At 44.8% G+C, this 19469-nt stretch carries 22 protein-coding genes and 1 riboswitch; of the genes, 18 read left to right on the forward strand and 4 right to left on the reverse strand.

Annotated elements, in window-relative coordinates; translation table 11 throughout:
• Window positions 1-21 precede the first annotated feature (21 nt).
• From cobJ to DESYODRAFT_RS12805, 13 genes are all read left to right on the forward strand, one after another.
• Window positions 22-711: a precorrin-3B C(17)-methyltransferase gene (cobJ, locus tag DESYODRAFT_RS12745; protein WP_007783641.1), complete on the forward strand. Its 690-nt coding sequence runs from the start codon at window positions 22-24 to the stop codon at window positions 709-711.
• Window positions 708-1472 (forward strand): precorrin-6A reductase, encoded by a 765-nt coding sequence (gene cobK, locus DESYODRAFT_RS12750; protein WP_007783643.1) that lies wholly within the window; start codon window positions 708-710, stop codon window positions 1470-1472. Before cobJ ends, cobK begins: the two co-directional genes overlap by 4 nt.
• Window positions 1469-1840 carry a sirohydrochlorin chelatase gene (locus DESYODRAFT_RS12755; protein ID WP_007783645.1) on the forward strand — a complete coding sequence of 124 codons (372 nt, stop codon included), beginning with the start codon at window positions 1469-1471 and terminating at the stop codon, window positions 1838-1840. The genes cobK and DESYODRAFT_RS12755 overlap by 4 nt, the downstream gene beginning before the upstream one ends.
• Window positions 1837-2472 (forward strand): precorrin-8X methylmutase, encoded by a 636-nt coding sequence (locus DESYODRAFT_RS12760; protein WP_007783647.1) that lies wholly within the window; start codon window positions 1837-1839, stop codon window positions 2470-2472. The genes DESYODRAFT_RS12755 and DESYODRAFT_RS12760 overlap by 4 nt, the downstream gene beginning before the upstream one ends.
• Window positions 2473-2532: 60 nt before the next feature.
• Complete coding sequence (locus DESYODRAFT_RS12765; protein WP_042338527.1) at window positions 2533-4074, forward strand: cobyric acid synthase; 1542 nt, start codon at window positions 2533-2535, stop codon at window positions 4072-4074.
• Between the two features lie 14 nt (window positions 4075-4088).
• Entirely contained in the window at window positions 4089-5072 is a 984-nt protein-coding gene (cbiB, locus tag DESYODRAFT_RS12770; RefSeq protein ID WP_007783653.1) for an adenosylcobinamide-phosphate synthase CbiB, read from the forward strand.
• A gap of 35 nt (window positions 5073-5107) precedes the next feature.
• Window positions 5108-6505 (forward strand): cobyrinic acid a,c-diamide synthase CobB, encoded by a 1398-nt coding sequence (locus DESYODRAFT_RS12775; protein ID WP_007783655.1) that lies wholly within the window; start codon window positions 5108-5110, stop codon window positions 6503-6505.
• Entirely contained in the window at window positions 6502-7065 is a 564-nt protein-coding gene (locus DESYODRAFT_RS12780) for a cob(I)yrinic acid a,c-diamide adenosyltransferase (protein WP_007783656.1), read from the forward strand. The genes DESYODRAFT_RS12775 and DESYODRAFT_RS12780 overlap by 4 nt, the downstream gene beginning before the upstream one ends.
• Window positions 7065-7982 (forward strand): GHMP family kinase ATP-binding protein, encoded by a 918-nt coding sequence (locus DESYODRAFT_RS12785; protein WP_007783658.1) that lies wholly within the window; start codon window positions 7065-7067, stop codon window positions 7980-7982. The genes DESYODRAFT_RS12780 and DESYODRAFT_RS12785 overlap by 1 nt, the downstream gene beginning before the upstream one ends.
• Before the next feature lie 5 nt (window positions 7983-7987).
• On the forward strand, window positions 7988-9106 hold the full coding sequence (locus DESYODRAFT_RS12790) for a pyridoxal phosphate-dependent aminotransferase (RefSeq protein WP_042338530.1): 1119 nt from the start codon (window positions 7988-7990) through the stop codon (window positions 9104-9106).
• Window positions 9107-9381: 275 nt separating this feature from the next.
• Entirely contained in the window at window positions 9382-9645 is a 264-nt protein-coding gene (locus tag DESYODRAFT_RS12795) for an AbrB/MazE/SpoVT family DNA-binding domain-containing protein (protein ID WP_007783665.1), read from the forward strand.
• A complete protein-coding gene (locus tag DESYODRAFT_RS12800; protein ID WP_007783666.1) occupies window positions 9629-10069 on the forward strand; it encodes a putative toxin-antitoxin system toxin component, PIN family in 441 nt (146 codons plus the stop codon). Before DESYODRAFT_RS12795 ends, DESYODRAFT_RS12800 begins: the two co-directional genes overlap by 17 nt.
• Window positions 10070-10301: 232 nt before the next feature.
• A complete protein-coding gene (locus DESYODRAFT_RS12805; RefSeq protein WP_007783668.1) occupies window positions 10302-11105 on the forward strand; it encodes a methyltetrahydrofolate cobalamin methyltransferase in 804 nt (267 codons plus the stop codon).
• A gap of 180 nt (window positions 11106-11285) precedes the next feature.
• Here DESYODRAFT_RS12805 and DESYODRAFT_RS12810 read toward each other — a convergent pair whose 3' ends face one another.
• Window positions 11286-12182, reverse strand: coding sequence for a CobW family GTP-binding protein (locus DESYODRAFT_RS12810; protein ID WP_007783670.1), 897 nt, complete (start codon window positions 12180-12182; stop codon window positions 11286-11288).
• A gap of 462 nt (window positions 12183-12644) precedes the next feature.
• Here DESYODRAFT_RS12810 and DESYODRAFT_RS12815 point away from each other — a divergent pair, with 462 nt between their 5' ends.
• From DESYODRAFT_RS12815 to DESYODRAFT_RS12835, 5 genes are all read left to right on the forward strand, one after another.
• The gene (locus DESYODRAFT_RS12815) at window positions 12645-13298 is read left to right on the forward strand and encodes a cobalamin B12-binding domain-containing protein (protein ID WP_007783673.1); all 654 of its coding nucleotides are present in this window, start codon (window positions 12645-12647) and stop codon (window positions 13296-13298) included.
• A gap of 23 nt (window positions 13299-13321) precedes the next feature.
• Complete coding sequence (locus DESYODRAFT_RS12820) at window positions 13322-14722, forward strand: methyltransferase MtaB domain-containing protein (RefSeq protein ID WP_007783676.1); 1401 nt, start codon at window positions 13322-13324, stop codon at window positions 14720-14722.
• A 290-nt stretch (window positions 14723-15012) separates the two neighbouring features.
• The gene (locus tag DESYODRAFT_RS12825) at window positions 15013-16332 is read left to right on the forward strand and encodes a PocR ligand-binding domain-containing protein (RefSeq protein WP_007783678.1); all 1320 of its coding nucleotides are present in this window, start codon (window positions 15013-15015) and stop codon (window positions 16330-16332) included.
• Window positions 16333-16357: 25 nt separating this feature from the next.
• On the forward strand, window positions 16358-17002 hold the full coding sequence (locus DESYODRAFT_RS12830; protein WP_007783682.1) for a cobalamin B12-binding domain-containing protein: 645 nt from the start codon (window positions 16358-16360) through the stop codon (window positions 17000-17002).
• Between the two features lie 155 nt (window positions 17003-17157).
• A riboswitch (cobalamin riboswitch) is annotated at window positions 17158-17338 on the forward strand.
• 179 nt (window positions 17339-17517) lie between these two features.
• On the forward strand, window positions 17518-18279 hold the full coding sequence (locus tag DESYODRAFT_RS12835; RefSeq protein WP_007783683.1) for a class I SAM-dependent methyltransferase: 762 nt from the start codon (window positions 17518-17520) through the stop codon (window positions 18277-18279).
• Between the two features lie 57 nt (window positions 18280-18336).
• Here DESYODRAFT_RS12835 and DESYODRAFT_RS12840 read toward each other — a convergent pair whose 3' ends face one another.
• The 3 genes from DESYODRAFT_RS12840 to DESYODRAFT_RS12850 are packed head-to-tail and all read right to left on the reverse strand — an operon-like array spanning window position 18337 to window position 19451.
• Window positions 18337-18672 (reverse strand): phage holin family protein, encoded by a 336-nt coding sequence (locus DESYODRAFT_RS12840; RefSeq protein WP_007783684.1) that lies wholly within the window; start codon window positions 18670-18672, stop codon window positions 18337-18339.
• 13 nt (window positions 18673-18685) lie between these two features.
• Window positions 18686-19012, reverse strand: coding sequence for a hypothetical protein (locus DESYODRAFT_RS12845; RefSeq protein ID WP_007783685.1), 327 nt, complete (start codon window positions 19010-19012; stop codon window positions 18686-18688).
• Window positions 19002-19451 carry an SHOCT-like domain-containing protein gene (locus tag DESYODRAFT_RS12850; protein WP_007783686.1) on the reverse strand — a complete coding sequence of 150 codons (450 nt, stop codon included), beginning with the start codon at window positions 19449-19451 and terminating at the stop codon, window positions 19002-19004. The genes DESYODRAFT_RS12845 and DESYODRAFT_RS12850 overlap by 11 nt, the downstream gene beginning before the upstream one ends.
• Window positions 19452-19469: the final 18 nt, after the last annotated feature.

The following is a 19469-nucleotide window of genomic DNA, read 5'->3' on the forward strand; positions in this document are numbered from 1 at the left end:
GGACCCGGGGACCAAGACCATATGACAGCTAAGGTTCAGTCGGTATTAAATGACGTTGAATATATCGTGGGCTATAAAACCTACATAGACTTAATTCGTCCGTTTTTAACCCATCAGCAAATTGTAGCCACCGGAATGCGTCAGGAAATCGACCGCTGTCGTGAAGCGATCCGAATCGCTGCCGAGGGGCACCGGGTCGCTGTTGTAAGCAGCGGAGATGCCGGGGTTTACGGCATGGCCGGGATTATTATTGAGTGTTTGGAGCAAGAGAACCTGTTGGATCTGCCCTTGGAAATCATTCCCGGAGTAACAGCAGCCTCAGCAGCGGCTTCCATGTTAGGTGCTCCTTTAATGCATGATTTTGCCGTAGTCAGCTTAAGTGATTTGTTGACTCCTTGGGAAGTTATTGAGAAACGAGTGCGCTTGGCAGCAGAGGGAGATTTCATTTTCGCCCTCTATAATCCCAAAAGCAAGGGCCGTCCTCAACACATAGAGACGGTACAAGAGATTATTCTGCGTTACCGCCGCCCCGATACTCCGGTAGGTCTGGTCAGGGAGGCCTTGCGAGGGGAGGAATCAAGCGTTGAAATCACCACTCTGGGGGATTTCACGAATCACCCTATCGACATGCTGACGACTGTGATTATCGGCAACTCTCAAACCCGGATTGTAGGTCCTTATATGGTGACTCCCCGAGGGTATAAGCTGTGAGGCTTTTAGTCTTAGCAGGAACAGAGGATGGGCGTGAACTTGCAGATGCTCTGAAACAACGCGGACATGAGGTTTTAGTTTCTACTCTAACAGCCTATGGGGCGGATTTAGCCCAAGGTCAAGGGCTGCAAGCGCGCTCGGGAGCAATGGATGAAGAGGGTCTTACTGATCTTTTACGCGGCAGCTCCTTTGCCGCTTTAGTGGATGCAACTCATCCCTACGCGGTACGGGTCAAAGAAATGGCTAAAAAGGTCTGCGCGAATTTATCCCTGCCTTACTTGCGCTGGGAGCGTTCAGCTCTGGAGCTGGAGGACCATTCCTATATTCATTGGGCTGAGGATATTCCGGACGCCGCCCGGATTGCAGCAGGGTTAGGACATCGCATCATGCTCACCACGGGAAGCAACGGGTTGCCTGAATGGGTATCCCTTCCTCTGCTGAAGGACAAATTGCTCTATGTTCGGGTCCTGCCTACTTCTGAGGTGCTGGCGCGCTGTGAATCCTTAGGATTCAAGCCCAATCAAATCATTGCTGCTCAAGGACCATTTTCCCAAGCCTGGGATGAAGCAATGTTCAGGCAATTAGACGTCGAGGTTGTCGTGGCCAAAGAAAGCGGTAAAGTAGGCGGAACCCTCGAAAAAGTACAGGCCTGTCTCAGCTTAAATATTCCCTTGGTTCTTATTAAACGACCAGTAACTGAAAATGATTCACATAATTTAACCGTTGCCCAATTTATTAAACGTTTGGAGGAATTGATATGAAATCCACAGAAATCATTATTTTAGGACACGGGAGCAGGCGCGAAGAAGCCAATCAAGGACTTTTAGTGGTTGCCGAAAAAGTGAGCAAATTAATGGGACAGCCTGTAACTCCAGCCTACATGGCCCATGACAAACCGAGTCTCCCGGAAGCAGTGGAAGCAAAGATCAAAAATGGTGCTTCTCACATTGTCATCATGCCCCTCTTTCTTTTCCGCGGAATGCACGTGACCGTGGATATTCACGAGGAATTGCGTGAGATTCGGGAACAGCATCCGGAGGTGGAGATCATCTTTACCAGAGAACTGGGAGCGGATGACGGAATTGCCAGCCTGGCCAGCCTGCGTATCAAGGAGGCTTTGGGTGAATGACAGCAGACTTCATTTTAGATCCGGGCCAAATTGAAGCGGAAAGTATGCGGATTATACGGGCTGGGCTAACCCGTCCTTGGCGGGAAGAGGATTTTCCGGTAGTTGAACGTATCATTCATACAACAGGAGATCCGTCCTTAGAGTCCTCGATTGCGATTCACCCCCAAGCGATCGCTTGCGGACTCAAAGCTCTGAGGGAGGGCGCCGACGTCATCACGGATGTCGAAATGGTTCGTGCCGGTATTTCTAAGCAGAAATTAAACTCCTTAGGTGGAACCGCAGAGTGCTTCCTGAATTTTCCCGAGGTTCCTGAACAAGCAAAAGCTTGGGGAATCACCCGTTCAATGACGGCCTTTCGTATGAATGCCGACCGTCTGCGCGGCTCAATTGTGGCCATCGGCAACGCACCAACGGCCTTAATCGAGGTGCTGCGTTTAGCTGAAAACCCTGAGACTCGTCCGGCTTTAATCGTCGGCATACCCGTAGGGTTTATCGGGGCAAAAGAGTCCAAGGATTTACTTTGGGAACACCAGGAATTCCCTTCCATCACAGTGCTTGGAACCCGGGGAGGCAGCCCAATCGCAGCAACTGTGGTGAACGCTCTGATATATACGGTCTTAAAAAGTAAGTGAACTGGTCTGCTAAAGCTGAACAACCGTCTCTTACTTCCTTAGAAAAAGAGGGTGAAAATGATGTCTTCAAATCAATCAACTGCTAAGCTCATGATTCAAGGAACCTCTTCAAGCGTTGGGAAGAGTGTGCTGGCAGCAGCGTTTTGTCGGATATTTTACCAAGAAGGATATCGCGTAAGTCCGTTTAAAGCACAGAACATGGCCCTCAACTCATTTGTGACCACAGCAGGCGGAGAGATGGGGAGAGCGCAGGTGGTGCAGGCCCAAGCCGCCGGAGTTGAACCGGAGGTGCGAATGAACCCGATTTTGCTGAAACCCAGCGGGCCTACGGGTTCTCAGGTTGTCATTATGGGTAAGTCCCAGGGGAATGTCACTGCTTTGCGTTATCATGGAGAATACCAGCGTATGACTTGGCCCTTTGTGACAGAAGCTCTCCACGGACTGCTTGACGAGTATGAAATCGTGGTTATTGAAGGGGCGGGGAGTCCGGCTGAAGTTAATCTGAAATCCAACGATATTGTCAATATGCGTGTCGCTATGGAAATTAAGTCGCCGGTTTTGCTGGTGGCAGATATTGACCGTGGGGGTGCCCTGGCATCGGTTGTGGGAACCTTGGAATTAGTAGAACCTGAAGAACGGGCAATGATTAAGGGGATTATTTTTAATAAGTTCCGCGGAGAAATCAAACTCCTTCAGCCTGCTTTGGATTTTATTGAAGAAAAGACGGGAATCCCGGTCGTCGGGGTTGTTCCCTATTTCAAAATCCGTATTCCCGATGAAGACTCCGTCGCTTTGAGCGAAGCTAATGAAAAGCCTTCGGTTTCCCTGAAGGAACAATTGGATGCAGCGGTAATCCGCTTACCTTATATTTCGAATTTTACGGATTTTGATGCACTTCAGGATGAGCCGGATGTTTCGGTGAGGTATGTTACTGAACTGGCAAATCTGGGGAAACCAGACCTTCTGATTATTCCGGGCAGTAAGAATACCCTTGCTGATTTACGCTTTCTTCATGAAAGCGGTATGGGGAATCAAATTAAAACCCTTTGTACAGAAGGGGTCCCTGTTATAGGAATATGCGGCGGCTACCAAATGATGGGGCGCTTAGTCAAAGACCCTCTGCATACGGAGTCTGAGCTTGAAGAGGTATCAGGCCTGGGGATTTTGCCCATGGTCACGGAATTCTATCCTCAGAAACATACGGTTCAAAGTAAGGGGACGATTCTTGCTGACCAAGGCTTTTTTAAAGCTTGTACCGGAGAAACAGTGGTAGGTTATGAAATTCATATGGGCCGCTCAACTATGGATGAAGGACATGCACCGCTGTTTAGGCTGACCTCAAACGGAGAATCCAATCTGGATGGTATGCAGGCCGGAAGCGCCTACGGAACCTATTTACATGGAATCTTCGATAATGATCGTTTGCGGGCTTCATTGTTAAACTGGCTTTGGGAACGCAGAGGAACCCAGAGACCTGTCGAGGCCTCACTCTCTCAGGCAGCCCTGCGTGAATCGGCGTTTAATGAGTTAGCCGATTTAGTACGCCGCAATGTAGATCTGGACCGGATTCGGGAGATCATGGGCCTCGGGACAAAATCCTAGGAAGTGAATCATTAATGATCGAAACGCTGAGTATGTTCGGGGCGCTAATTCCGGTTGCTGTTCTTATTGGGTTTATTCTCGATCAAGTCATTGGAGATCCCCCCAGCTGGCCGCATCCGGTCATTGGGATTGGCAAAGGAATTAGTTTTTTAGAGGGCAAGCTCAATCTGGGATCTCCTGAAGTACGCCGCCGTAATGGGGTTTTGCTGACACTTCTCATCGTCGGTGGAAGCTTTTTGCTTACTTGGGGAGCTGTATCTCTAGCGAACCTGGTTCACCCCATTCTGGGGTTTGCCCTGAACGCCTATTTAATTTTTACAACCTTAGCCGGTAAATCTCTCTTAGATGCCGGGCAAAATGTCCTGGTCCCTCTGGCTAAAGGAGATCTGAGTGAGGCACGTATCCAACTATCCTGGCTGGTCAGCCGCGATACCACCAATCTTTCTGAAGGAGAGATTGCCCGGGGAACAGTAGAAACCTTAGCCGAAAACTTTGTGGATGGAATATTATCGCCTCTCTTTTATGCGGCTCTGGGAGGAGCACCCTTAGCCATGGCTTTTAAAGCGGTAAGTACATTAGATTCCATGGTGGGTTATAAAAATGAGCGTTATTTAGATTTCGGCCGGTTTTCCGCCCGATCGGATGACTGGGCGAATTACCTGCCGGCACGCCTTTCGGTTCCTATCCTGCTTTTGGCAGGTTGGTTGAGAAAAATGCCCGTAAGTCATGCTTATCGAATGTGGAAACGAGATGCCGCCGGTCATCCAAGTCCCAACGGCGGAAACCCTGAAAGTGTGGTTGCCGGCTTACTGGGTATACAATTAGGCGGGGTCAATATCTATCACGGCAAGATTCACCACCGGGCAGAGATGGGGGATGCTCTTCATCCGGTCAACGCTGCAGACATAGTTCATTGCCGCCAATTGGTATGGACAGCAACCTGGTTAGCCCTTATTCCCACACTTATATTAGCGTATATGACAGCTTATGTAATATAATTTCGAACCACGAACATCGATTAGGGGGATACAGCATGAAGATTCCACGGATTGTCTTAGCTGGAACGCATAGCGGAGTAGGGAAAACAACCCTCGCCACAGGCTTGATGGCCGCTTTGAAAAAGCGCGGGTGCCCGATCCAAGGGTACAAGGTCGGACCGGATTACATTGACCCCAGTTATCATGCGGCGGCTACAGGAAGGGCTTCCCGCAATCTTGACCGCTGGCTGTTGGGGGAGCATCTTCCTTCCGTTTTTGCTCAAAGTTCTGAAGAGAATTGGGCGGTGATCGAAGGTGTTATGGGTATGTATGACGGGATGAGCGGAACCCCTGGTTTCGGGAGCACTGCCGATGTGGCGAAACTCCTTGACGCGCCAATCCTTCTTATTGTTGATGTTTCTTCAATGTCGCGCAGTGTGGCGGCACTTGTGCACGGTTTTAGTACTTATGACCCCCAAGTAAAGCTTCAAGGGGTTATTCTAAACCGGGTTAAGTCTGCGGCACAGGAAAAAATACTTAGAGAAGCTCTAAGTGAGATTCAGATACCGGTCCTCGGAGTCTTGCCCATAGAATTGTCCCTGAAACTGCCCGAACGGCATTTAGGGCTAGTCCCTGTAGGAGAAGGCGGACTCTTAGAAGGTTTTATTGAGACACTTTCAGATTTGATAACTAAACACATTGACTTGGATCAAGTCGAAAGCATCATGCTTGGTGCACCTGACTTTAATGAAGATAGTGATTTTGGCAGCTTGAAGTCAGGTTCGGATGCAGGGCCTGGCACACAAGATAATAATATTAGTTTTAGGTTGGGCTTAGCCCAGGATGAAGCATTCCTTTTCTACTACCAGGATGCTTTAGACCTGGCTGAACGCTTAAATGCCACGATTGTTCCCTTTAGCCCTTTACACGATTCAGCTCTCCCCGAAGATCTGGATGGGATTTTTATAGGCGGGGGTTTTCCGGAGCTTCATCTTAAACCTTTAAGCGAAAACACCCTATTTTTAGATTCCCTGCGTGCTTACGCAGCAAGCGGCAAACCTATCTATGCTGAATGCGGCGGGTACATGTATCTGGGCAAATCCATCAAGGATTTTGAAGGAAACGAGCTGCCTATGGCGGGTCTCATTCCGATGAAGGCCGAAATGACCAAACGCTTGCAAGGGATAGGCTACCGCAAAGGAGTCTTCCGGGAGGATAATTTTCTCGGTCCTCGCGGGACAACCGTTCAAGGGCATGAATTTCACTACTCACGAGTGGTCTATGATAAGGAGTATCCACCCGCTTACGAATTGTTCAGAGGGAACGAAGCGCTTCGCCTGGAGGGATACGCCCGGGATAATATAGTCGCTTCTTATCTGCACTTGCATTTTGCCGGACATCAGGACTTACTCGAACATTGGTTTGCTTCCCAATCAGGGAGAATAGGGGTATGATTACAGTCTATACAGGCCAGGGGAAAGGCAAGACGACCTCAGCCCTTGGAGAGGCGGTATTAGCTTATTCTGAAGGAAAACGGGTTTTGATGGTCCAATTCCTGAAGGGGAGTACTTACAGTGGTGAACTTGTTGGTCTAAACCGTCTAGGAATTCCGCTCATACAATTTGGAGTGGGTTGCCGTTGGTCAGGGATGATTCGCACCGGTATGAAACATTGTACCGGGTGCGGAGAATGTTTTCGGGAAAACCGCAATCCGGAAATAGCTTTGGAGTTAGTTCAACAAGCCCTTGAATTTGTGTCGAGCCAAGTTGAGGCGAACCTATATGACGTTATTATTTTAGATGAAATAAGCCACGCGTTAAACCGCGGTTTTTTGGACTTGAATCAATTAAGAGAATGTTTGTTGGCCGAATCCTCACCGCACCTGCACTGGATTCTTACAGGCCGGGGAATGCCCGCCGGCTTGGAGCCGGAGGCAGACAATTGGTGGGATCTGAACCCGTTAAAACATCCTTTCTCTAAAGGGATCAAAAGTCGTAGGGGGATTGAATATTGATGGACTTCGCAGTCGGGTTGGCCCGGTGTCCGGGAACATGTGGAGAATGGGTACAAGGGGCTCGAAAAGGAGTACCATTTCTGATAGATTGTCCCATTGACCGATTTTCGGAGGCCAGGGTAGCATTGAGTTTTGATGCTGCTGGCTGGGATCTTCCTTTAAATAAAACTAAAGCACTCCAGGTTTTAGAATTACTTAAGGAAAGCTTAGGCCTTCCGCAATTGGGGGGCAAGGTGGAATTCTCTCATCAGCTTCCGGAAGGAAAAGGGATGGCTAGCTCCACGGCTGACATTACAGCGGTTGCGGCGGCCGCTCTGATGGCTCTTGGGGAAGACCCGGCACCGGAACGCTTGGCACAGTTTGCTTTGCAGATTGAACCAAGCGACAGCGTGATGTTTCCCGGAATCACGGAGATCGAACATGTTCAGGGGCATAAGCATCGCTGGCTGGGATCGTCTGTACCTGCCCTGTTTCTGGCTTTGGATTGGGGCGGCATCATTGATACGAGAGCATTCAACGCCCGGCCAGGGTTGGCAGAACACTATCGCCGTCATGAGAGTGACATTGAACGGGCCTATAAATTAGCCTGCGAAGGAATAGAGCAGGGGGATTTGGAAAAACTGGCGACGGCAGGGACCATCAGCGCAAGGTGCAATCTGGAAGTCAATCACAAGCCGCTCTTTGAACCTTTCCTGACCTGGGTTCGGCAAAAAGGCGGACTCGGTGTGGTGACTGCTCATAGCGGCACCTTATTAGCCGGGGTATTTCCGCAAACCAGCGTTTTTAGTCTTGAAGCCCGCAAGAAATTACGGCTTGAAGCCCAGCAGCGGTTTTCGCCTGCTTACCTCGATCTTTTTCATAGTCATTCAGGAGGAATTGTCACAGCTGAATCTGAAACAACTGAGAATACGGGGTGATACTTATGCATGGCGGAAATCTCCGCAGAGCCCAGGAATTGTATGGACTGGACTCCTTTATCGACCTCTCCGCAAATATTAATCCGTTTGGACCCCCATCAGGGGTTTGGACTTCTTTACAAAAAGCTATGGCAGATATCGTCAATTATCCGGACCCGGAAAGCTTAGCCTTGCGCAAAACCCTTTCCCGCCGCTTGGGTCAGCCCCTCGAATGGATTATGGCGGGTAATGGGGCAGGGGAATTGATATTTACGATTCTGCAGGCCTTGAAGCCTCAAAAGGTGGTTATTCCGATTCCAACCTTTAGTGAATATGAACGGGCTGCGCGAGCGGTTGGGTCTGAAATAGAGTATATTCCTCTTGGCCCTGAAGGGTGGGCAAGGTTTGGCCGAAGGGATGGGGTAAAGGAAAACCCTGATTATGAGCAGGATAACGACCAGCTGTGGCGTAAACTCCTTAAAGGGTGTGAGCTGCTCTTTCTCTGTTCCCCTCATAATCCCACAGGGAGCGTCCTTGAGACAGAAACCTTCGAACGAATTTTGAGATTAACGAAAGAGATAGGGTGTAAAATCCTCTTCGATGAGTCGTTCTTTGATTTTCTGCCGGATGAGTATCGCAAGTCATCCCGTGACTATTTGGCAGCTAACGAACATCTCCTTGTTTTATACTCTTTAACGAAGTTTTTTAGTCTGCCAGGTTTGCGTTTAGGTGCGGTATTTGCCCATCCATCGTTGCTTGCGGCATGTGAGAGATATCGTGACCCTTGGTCCGTTAATGTTTTGGCTCAACAGGCAGGGATAGCGGCGCTGGAGGATTTGAAATATCCTGAGGATGTACGAAATAAGTTGGAAGAGAGCAGATTGTACTTTTATCGGGAATTTGAGTCATCCAACTTTATGAATTTACGGCTTTGGCCCGCGTCTGTTAATTTTGCTTTAATTGAAGTTTTGAACCGGAAGCCGGGAGACCTAATTGAGCATTTAGGACGTTCGGGGATTCTTGTCCGGGATTGTGCCAGCTTCGAAGGTCTGCCGGGCAATTTCATACGGGTCGCGATCAAGGATATCCCTGTCATGCAGCGGTTAATTGAGGGGCTGAGAAATTTCGTATGGGAGCAGGACTAAGCGTTAATCCTAATCTAGTTAAATAGTATCAAAAAGCACTTCCTGAAAGGAGGTGCTTTTTTGATCAGAGGTGTAGTACTATTTCAGATTTGACCTGACTTTCGTCTGGCCTAGCATGGAATTATTTTTTATAGAGGGACAATATTGTCTTGAAAAAGTATAAGTTCTATTGCCAAAATTATATTTGGAACTTAGGAATTGCACCGGTCCTTATGTTGTAGTATGCTAGAGGTAAAGAAAGTAAAGAAGTAAGGACGTTGAAAGGTGGTTATGTTGTGGAAGTATCAAGGATTAGTTCTAAAGGACAGGTAACGATTCCAAAAACAATTCGAGAATTACTAAACTTAAATGAGGGTGATCGGGTTGCCTTCATAGAAGATGATGGTAAAGTTGTGATCACTAAGGCAAGTTTAATTGCCTTACGTGAACTACAAGATGCTTTAAGTAAAGATGCTCAGGAGAAAGGTATCATCGAAGAAGAGCTTCTAAATGAATTAGAAGTAGTTCGGGAGGAAATGTGGAATGAACGGAAAAAGTAATGCCTTGCGGGTATTTATTGATTCCAACATTCTGGTGTCGGCCGTTTTATCTAATTCATCCCTATCCAGTAAACTATTAACTCTAATCATTGAGGAACACCATTTAATCATTTGCAGCTATTCAATCACTGAGGTCTCCAAAGTCATTAACCGTAAATTTCCTAAGCATATTTCTAAATGGGATAAATTTCTTACCACTCTAGAATTTGAAATAGCCTATACGCCCTCAGACTTGTCTACTGTGAGCGTTCCATATATAAGGGATCCAAAGGATATACCCATTTTAGTTTCTGCGATGGTATCCCAACCCGATATTCTTATCACTGGAGACATGGATTTTCATACTCCGGAAATTCAAGAATTTTTTACGATAATGACTCCGGTTGATTTTCTTAACGCTTTTTCTAGCTACATAAATCAGTGAGCTGAAAAATCATTAAGGATAAGCGTAAATCCTAATCTAGCTAAATAGTATCAAAAAGCACTTCCTGAAGGAGGTGCTTTTTTAGTTAAGATACATCAATATAAAACAAAAAAATCCATGGGCTAACGGCAGATTTAAGAATAGAATTTATATTACAAAAACAACACTCAAAGAGTAATTCAAGAATCTATACAACCAAACGAGATCTGAATAAAAATGAGGAGGAACTTACATGTTAGTTGTCGGAGAATTAATTAATGCCAGCCGTAAGGCAATTGGAGAAGCCATCAAAGCACAAGATGCAGATTATATTCAGAAGGTAGCAAAAGATGAGTTTGAAGCCGGAGCAGACTATATTGATGTCAATGCCGGTATCTTTGTCGGTAAAGAACCCGAATATCTGCAATGGCTCGTGAAAACAGTTCAGGAAGTCGTCGATGCACCCTGCTGTATTGACAGCCCAGATCCCAAGGCTATCGAGGCAGCTTTATCTATACACAAGGGAACAGCCATGATCAACTCCATTTCCCTCGAAAAAGAGCGTTATGATGCCTTAATGCCGGTTGTCGCCGGAACGAACTTGAAAGTTGTAGCGCTTTGCATGAGTGATGATGGAATGCCGGAAACTATGGATGCCCGCTTAAAAATTGCTGAAAAACTCATTGATGGGCTTGTTAAAAACAATGTGCCCCTGAGTAACATTTATGTCGATCCCTTAGTTCAGCCAATCTCGGTTAACAGCACCTTTGCGGTTGAATTTATTAATTCAGTTGAAGCCATTATGACCCAGTTTAAAGGAGTCCATACAATCTGCGGACTTTCTAACGTATCCTATGGTTTGCCGGTGCGGAAATTCATGAATCATGCCTTTGCCATTATGGCTATCGGCAAGGGGCTGGATGGTTTGATTATTAATCCGCTGGATCAAATGATGATGGCTAGCTTAATTACAGCTGAAGCACTGGCCGGTCGGGATAATTTCTGCGTCAAGTATCTGAAAGCATTCCGCAATAAGCAATTTGACTTCTTAGGCTAATTGGCCTGAGAGATTGTTTGGGCTGTAACAAATTCAGAGTTTGTTGCAGCCCTGTTTCATTTAAGTCCCCGCTTGTATAAGGATAGGAAAAATCCACCTCTCCTTATACAAGAGGTGGATTTTTCCAGGTTTAAGCCGGGGGATTCATCAGCCAAGAAGTGTTCTTTTGGAGACCAGTGGTTACTGAAAGGCGGCAGTCAGTTTATCTTTGGCCAACTTTTTACCGATAAAACTCACAACACCCGACGCGGAACTGGTGGATTCTGATATGGTATATTGACCGTCTACATAATTAAATTCAAAGAAGCGATCCCCCGAATTAAGAATTCCTTTGCCACGGATGACATTTCCAAATCCGCCATTTTTACAGGTTTCGAGGATATTCTCTACTTTTTCTACATCTAGAATTCTGGAGGTTTTTAGGCCGATAGAATCAAAGTTATGGCTCAAAAATAGTTTAGGGTCAGGCATTGTACATTCTTCCGGATTTTCATCAATGAGGTTCTTAATATCCGGACCCGATAGTTCGCTCCAATCCTTAGCAATAATAGGAGCCGTTAAGTTAATTCTTCGTAATTCTTTTTCGATTAGGCGAATTTCTTTATGATTTAAAAACTGGGATTTGCTGATAACCAAGGATGAGGCATAGGATATTTGATTTTCGAAAAAGCCAGAGTAACCCTGCAGGTGCTTGGAAAAGTTTTGGGCATCTACAACCGTTGTCACAGAGTTGATAAAGCATTTGCCGGAAATCTCAGGGTATTTAAATATGTCAAGAATTTCGCCTAGGATAAATATTCCGGACGGCTCAAAGATGATCCGGTCAATTTTTTGACTTAATAGTTGTTTGAGAGTAAGAAGAAAATCCCCTTTGAGTTTACAACAGACACATCCGTTGGATAATTCATAAACCTCGAAACCTTCAATTTCCAGGACCTCCCGGTCAACATTAACTTCACCGAAATCATTTTCAATTAAAACGATCTTTTCCTTATTGTCCAGAGATTGCAGGATTTTTTTGACTAAGGTTGTCTTGCCAGCCCCTAAAAAACCGGAGATAATATCAAATTTGACCATAAACCAGTCCCCCTCTGTGTTTGTATCTATATGAAGTAAGCTTAATGATAATTGATTAATGATTCCATGGATTATTCTATAGTAATAAGGATTTTACAATTGGCTTTTGCAGGATAGTCCCGCTTTTATGGGATTTAACACAGCATTTATCACTTTGCAGGACACTTATCTTTCAAGAGATTCACGTTTCGGCCCAGATTAACAGGTTAAGATTTATCCATATAAAACAAGATCGTCCATAGCGGAAAGAGGCAATTAAATACTAAAATAATGTCAATGAAACAAATCAAAACCTTTTGAACATTCTTTCCATTCCGGTGGATAATGAGTGAGTCTTGTTAGAAAGGAGTGACAAAAGGAACGAGTTTGAAATCCTAGTGAGTACCTGGAAGGCAGAAGGTCGGTTTTTGTGACCTGGACAACTTAGGTAAAATCTAAAAATAACGTTTAGGGGGATATATAATGTTTGATTTTAAAGGATTAAGTAATGCCGTAATCGAGGGTGACAGCGATCAAGTTCAGGCGCTGGTTAAAGAAGCCATTGACGCAAAGGTTGATCCACTCACAATTATTAATGAAGGCCTTATCGGTGGAATGAATATTGTTGGACAACGTTTTAAGGTTAATGATATGTTTGTACCGGAAGTATTAATGTCAGCCCGCTCCATGAATGAGGGCATCGAACTTGTCAAACCACTGCTGGCCGCCGGTGAAATGACCAATAAGGGTACAGTTGTTATCGGAACCGTTAAAGGAGACTTACATGATATCGGCAAGAGTTTAGTCGGAATGATGCTTGAATGCTCAGGATTCCAAGTAATCGACTTGGGTGTTGATGTCTCTCCGGAGGAATTCATCGCCGCCATTAAAGAAAACGATGGTAAAGTTATAGCCCTTTCCGCCTTGCTCACGACGACCATGCTTTCCATGAAATCAACCATTGAAGAGTGTGTGGCTCAAGGAATCCGTAACGATGTTAAAGTTATTATTGGCGGGGCACCTATATCTCAGGAATTCTCAGATCAGATTGGTGCAGATGGCTATGCCGGAGATGCTGCCGCGGCAGTAGAACTTGTAGCTAAGTTATTAGAAAATACTGATATGGTGGCACGTTAAATTTAATAATAGGAGGGACTATTGTGGCAAATCTTCAATTTACTGAACTCGCTTATACTAATTTAGATGAGTTTGTATACGGTCATGCTAAGAACCCCGTCGTTTGCAATAATGGAATGGTTATCGGCGGAGGGACTGTTTACCCGGAAGTAAACCTTACTCTTCCTACTATGTTAATCAGCGAAGAAACCATGCCAAAAGTATTGGCGCAATATGAAGAAATGATTCACGGTATTTGTTCGAAAGCACATGAACTGCTTGCCCCCGGAATCCTTATCGAAATCGAGCTCCTTCCTCCATGCACCTTTAATCCTCAATGGGGCATTGATGTCACTAAAGTTGTTAAAGGGGTAATGGATGAATACAATACGAAATTTGGTTTAAAAAGCCTCTTAAGAATGACGGTTGTTGATGTCCGTGAAGGTAAGACTCTTACCCACATGTATAAAGGAGAACATTGGGATAATGTCATTGACACCTTTAAAGGGTGTGCAGAAGCTGGGGCCGACTTCCTGGCGATTGAATCAATCGGAGGAAAGCATCTTCACGATGAAGCCGTCATGAATGTGGACCTGCCCAGGGCTGTGTTTTCACTGGGAGTTGTAGGTTGTCGGGATATGGAAATTTTATGGGATGAAATTGTCAAAATTGCTGCTGATGCGAACTGCATCCCTTCAGGAGACACTGCCTGCGGCTTTGCTAATACCTCTATGGTCATGGCTCACAAAAACTTTATTCCCAAAGTCTTTGCGGCTATTGACAGAGTTATGTGTGCAGTCCGTACACTTGTAGCCGTTGAACGTGGTGCTCAAGGCCCAGATAAAGACTGTGGTTATGAAGGGGTTTATCTTAAAGCGATTACTGGAAGACCTATTTCCATGGAAGGAAAAACTGCCGCTTGTGCTCACTCAAGTCATGTTGGAAATATAGCTGCATGCCTGGCTGACTGCTGGAGCAACGAATCTGTTGAAAATGTAAGATTATTGGGCGGAATGGCTCCTACGGTTTGCACAGAGCAGCTTATCTATGATTGCCGTATAATGAATGGCGCTGCATCTCGTGGATTCGCTCTTCAAATGAGAGACATCCTGTCAGAGTCCGACCGCATGTACGATCCCCAGGCATATATCCTGGATCCTGCAGTCGTTCTGAAAATCAGTCAAGAGATTGTCAAAGGGAAGACTCACTTTGAACGGACAAAAATCGCTGCTGCCGCTACAATTAATGAATTGCGATCTGCTTTCAAAGATGGTTTGCTTCAGTTAGATGCTAAAGAATTAAAGTATCTGGATATTTTTGAGAAACAATTAAAGTCTATTCCCGATAATGAAGCTGAGTTTAGTGAATTTATGATCAAAAATAGTACCTTAGACAAATTTGATCCTGCAAAATATGATTTTAATGCTGACTCTGCTGCAAAGTAATTTTATTTAACTTAGATATACTCTCTAAAATACATTTAATGGCACCCGTGTCTCTAGCTGGCTTGATTTATAAATATGGCCTGAGGCATGAGTGCCCCTTTGAATTGAATATTTAGTTTCTAAGTGTTATAAATTATGCGAAAACTTGCTCTTCTTGTGATATACTATAAATAATCCCTTATTTCGTTTTTGAAAATGCCTTATCTGCGTCACTTTAGCAATCTTATTTCAGAAATTGATTTAATATTTGCGCATTTTTCAAGTATTAAGCCTGTTTTGGAGGTGGCAATGTGAATCGAGTAGACTCCAGTCAAGAAAAGAAAATCCAGTGGCTTGAACAACTGGTCGGACGAAATCTTTTAGACAAAATGTTATGTTCGTTTTCAAAATCGACTGGACTAAAGGCAATTCTAGTCGACAATAAGGGAAATACACTGATCTCCACCGATCATGCTATAAAAGACTGTAATTTTTGTGAAATGATAAGATCTGACAGCAATGGCGCGAAAAAATGCCAGCGTTCATACGCACGAGCATGCACTGAAGCAGCTAAATATGGTGAGCCATATATATTCCGTTGTCACGCAGGGTTGATAATGTGGGCGGCTCCTATTTTGCTAGATCAGTATGTAGGTTCGATTATTTGTGGCCAGGTACTTATGTGGGAACCCGAGGACTATTTTTTGGAAGAAATTGAGGAAATGGTATCGGGACTTGAAATAGACGTTGCGGCTGTCAAATGGTCGGCTGCTCAATTAGAGATTATGTCCAGTGATAAGGTGCAGGCCGCAGCGGACCTGTTGTTTGTTGTAGCAAATCAAATTATGCAAAGCGGTATGACCGTTCTAAAGCAGCGAAGGGAAATAACTGCCCAACAGGCTAGGCTGGCAGAAGAAATTCAGGCCCGTAAACGGGCGGAGATAGCCATGTCAACCGTTGAGTCGAGAAATTTCAGCATTAATTCTTTAGACAAAGAACATGAATTAAAGACGTTAGTACGAAATGGAGATAAGCCTAAATCCCAGCGGCTTCTGGAAAAGTTGTTAGTTGATATTTTAGCAAAAGCTCCTGATAATCTTGATACCTTAAAGACCAGAATGATGGAACTAGCGGTTATTATCTCAAGAGCAGTTGTAGATGGAGGCGCTGAGTTGACTGAAGTCCTGCAGCTAAACTCCTTATTTTATAAAGAATTGCAAGATATTAATTATCCTGATGAACTCTGCCTCTGGGCAAAAAATATGCTGGAAACATTTATGAACTATTCGGAAACGAACAAAATCCAAAAGAATCAGCAGGCGATTCAGAAGGCTGCTGAATTTATTCACAGGAATTATCGGAATAAGCTGACAATAGAAGACATTGCCCAAGAAGTTTATCTAAGTCCGTGTTATGTGAGCAGAATTTTTAAACAAGGTCTGGGCTGCACTTTAATGGAATACCTCACACAGGTAAGAGTGGAACAAGCTAAAATAATGCTGAAGAACCCTAAATATAACGTAATGCAAGTTGCTGAAGAAAGCGGTTTCGAAGATCCCGGCTACTTTACCAGAGTTTTTAAGAAGCTCGAGGGAGTTACTCCTAGTCGATTTAAACAATATGCCTTATAACTAAACTACCGGGGAGTGAGTGATATTGGTAACTACACAGCTGGAATTAAATTTAATAACAAAAGCGCTGATCAAAGGGCAAGCCAATCGCGTAAAGGCACTTACTGCGTTAGCTATAGAAAACGGGGTCACTCCTCAAACGTTATTTGAAAAGGCATTGCTCCCGGGTATGCAGGTCATCGGCAGCCAATTTCGAGATAATACTATTTATATTTCTGATGTGTTAATAGCCTCAAGGGCTATGCATGCAGGTTTGCACGTCTTGAAGCCAATCCTGTCAGATCCCAAGCAATCTTCCCTCGGCAAGGTAGTAATCGGTACAGTAGCCGGAGATCTGCACGATATTGGCAAAAATCTTATCGTCATGATGTTTCGCGGCGCCGGTTTAGAAGTTATTGATCTTGGGATCGATGTTCAAACTGATGATTTTATTGAAGCGGTTACTGAGCACAAGCCAGATATTCTCGCTTTGTCGGCCATGCTCACCACCACCTTAGCGATGATGAACGAAACAATTAAGGAACTGGAACGACGTGAGCTCCGTAATAACGTTAAAATAATAATTGGCGGAAATCCTGCAACTCATGATTATGCACAGGCTATAAAGGCCGATGGTTATGCGGTTGATGCCTTCAAAGCTGTTGATTTGGCTTTGCAGCTTGTTCAGTAAATGATGTTCTTATATAGAAAGATATGTCGGAGGGACGGGGTTATCGACAACATTCATCAATGTGTCGATAACCCCGTCCCCTTGTCACACCCTGAACTTTGATATTTAGGATTGACAAATCTAATATTCATGTGCTAGGCTGAAAAAAACTAAAAACTTCATACAAATAAACGAGTATACTTTCTAATGGAAAGTATTAAAAGGGAAGTCAGTCAATCTGACGCGGTCCCGCCACTGTGATAGTGAGCGGTCTTACATAATGTCACTGGGATACCGGGAAGACGTAAGGCAGCGATGAACTTAAGCCAGGAGACCTGCTCGTTTAGGTTAATCAGAACCTACGGAAGATAGGGGAGGTGTCATTTATGCCGGGTAGTCAGCGACTTAATCCGACCGGTAGAGTCATTAAAAACCCTTTACAGGTATCTGTAAAGGGTTTTTTTCGGTCCGAGGTGATTTCAGGTTTTTGTTAAAGGCAAGTGCAATTATTGATTAAAACATGAGGAGAGAAAAGTATGTTAGAAAACCGCATTGAAGGCTATTGGGACAGGCAAGAAACCAGCAAAGGTAAATCTATTCAAAATGATCTTTGGCACAAAAAAGAAGCTTGGGAATCATTGTTGATTAAATATATCGGGCGGGGAAAAAACCTTAAGGCGTTAGATGTCGGAACTGGGGATGGTTTTTTAGCCATATTATTAGCAGAGCTGGAATATTCAGTTACAGCAATAGACTGCTATCCGGATAGGTTAGAGCAAGCCCGGAAAAACGTAAAGGCAGCAGGAAAAAGCATGCGCTTTCTGAAAGCTAAACCTCATGCCATTGGACTGCCGAATGAAAGCGTGGATGTGATTGTTTCCAGAAATACCCTGGGACTTGTGCCTAATCCGAAAGAAGTGTATCAGGAATGGTTCAGACTTTTGAAACCCTCCGGCAAGGTGTTGGTGTTTGACGCCAATTGGTATTTACCCCTTAACAATCCGGAATTGCGCCGGCAATGTGATACGTATCGCCGCCTTGCCCTGAAAAAGGGTTATCCGGATAAACTTATTTCAAAGAAGCGAGTAAGTGACGCAATTGCCCGAAAAATGCCCTTATCCTTTGAAAAACGGCCGCTTTGGGATCATGGAGCCCTTCGGCGCTGCGGCTTTCAAGAAATTGAAGTTGAGGAAAATATCAGCCGCTTGGTTTTTAATGAATTAGAACGGATTTTGTACCATCCAACACCGATGTTTGCCATTTGTGCTACAAAGTTTTGTTCGGAAACTCCAGTTTAGAGTGAAAGGGCTGCCTTAAAATAGAAACTAAATTTCTATTTTGAGGCGCCCTTTTTCTTAATGCCTGATTTCCTTGAAACACCAGTTGGCAAAGGACACGACGATTGAGGCCAGGAAAGCGACTCCAAACCCCGGCACATAAAAGCCGGGCAATAACCCACTGGTCAGCATGATCATCCAAGTATTGATGATCAAAGTAAAAACTCCTAAAGTGATAAGATTGAGTGGGATGGTCAGAATAATTAACACCGGACGAATTATTAGGTTAATTAGACTAAGAATAATACCAGCCCATAAGAAATGCAGGGGGGTTGATGAGACGATGGGCAAAAACTGGGCTGCTATAAAGAAAGCGAATCCATTAAGGATGACTCTATAGACCTGTCTTTTCATATCTCCCTCCCGTTCAAGTTATTCTGACCTTGACTTTAATATCGCCGACTTCGACATCAACCATATCAAGTCCTCTATGTCCGGCTAAATCTTTAACGACATTATGGAAAGCTCCGATAACGCCACTTGGGGAACTTGTTTTAATCCAGCGCCAATGTCTGCCGGCCTTTTCATCGCTGGGAAGAGGAATCTGCTTTAAGGCTAGTTCCCCAACGAAGGCTAAATCTGTAAGGGCCTCAAAGAATTCGTCAATGACCCAGATGGGAACCGGAAACTTAAACCCTCTGTACTTTGGCAATTTGATCTGGACTATTAACAGACTAACCGGTCTATTCCACACACACTTCCACCTTGATTCTCCCCTCTGTAGGGTCTGCAACTTCTATGTCTACGATCTTCCCATCGAGATTATCTTCTAAAATTCTGGCAAGCCCCTCAACGTCCAACGCTTGTAAATCAAGTCCCTTTTGTTCCAGCTCAGCGCGCTTATCGGCGGGAACAAAACTCATGGCATAGACGACCAATTTAGAAGCGGAGCGTATCAAACTCAAGGGAACATTTACATTCACTTTTAAGGATTTTTCTCCAATCACTCGAACTCGTAAGAATCGTTCTCCATTAGGCGGGATCTCTTTCTTCGTCAGTCCATCTGCGGGAATTGAGATAGGTTCTTTTGGCAAACTTCCTTCTTCAATTGCCTTTAGCAAATCCATTCCTTCAGCCGCAGTCAATTTTCCCTCTTGAATCATCTCAAGAATCTTCATTTTTTCACTGCTCATTGTTATGCTCCTTTCAGG

The organism is Desulfosporosinus youngiae DSM 17734, assembly GCF_000244895.1.
Lineage (GTDB): Bacteria > Bacillota > Desulfitobacteriia > Desulfitobacteriales > Desulfitobacteriaceae > Desulfosporosinus > Desulfosporosinus youngiae.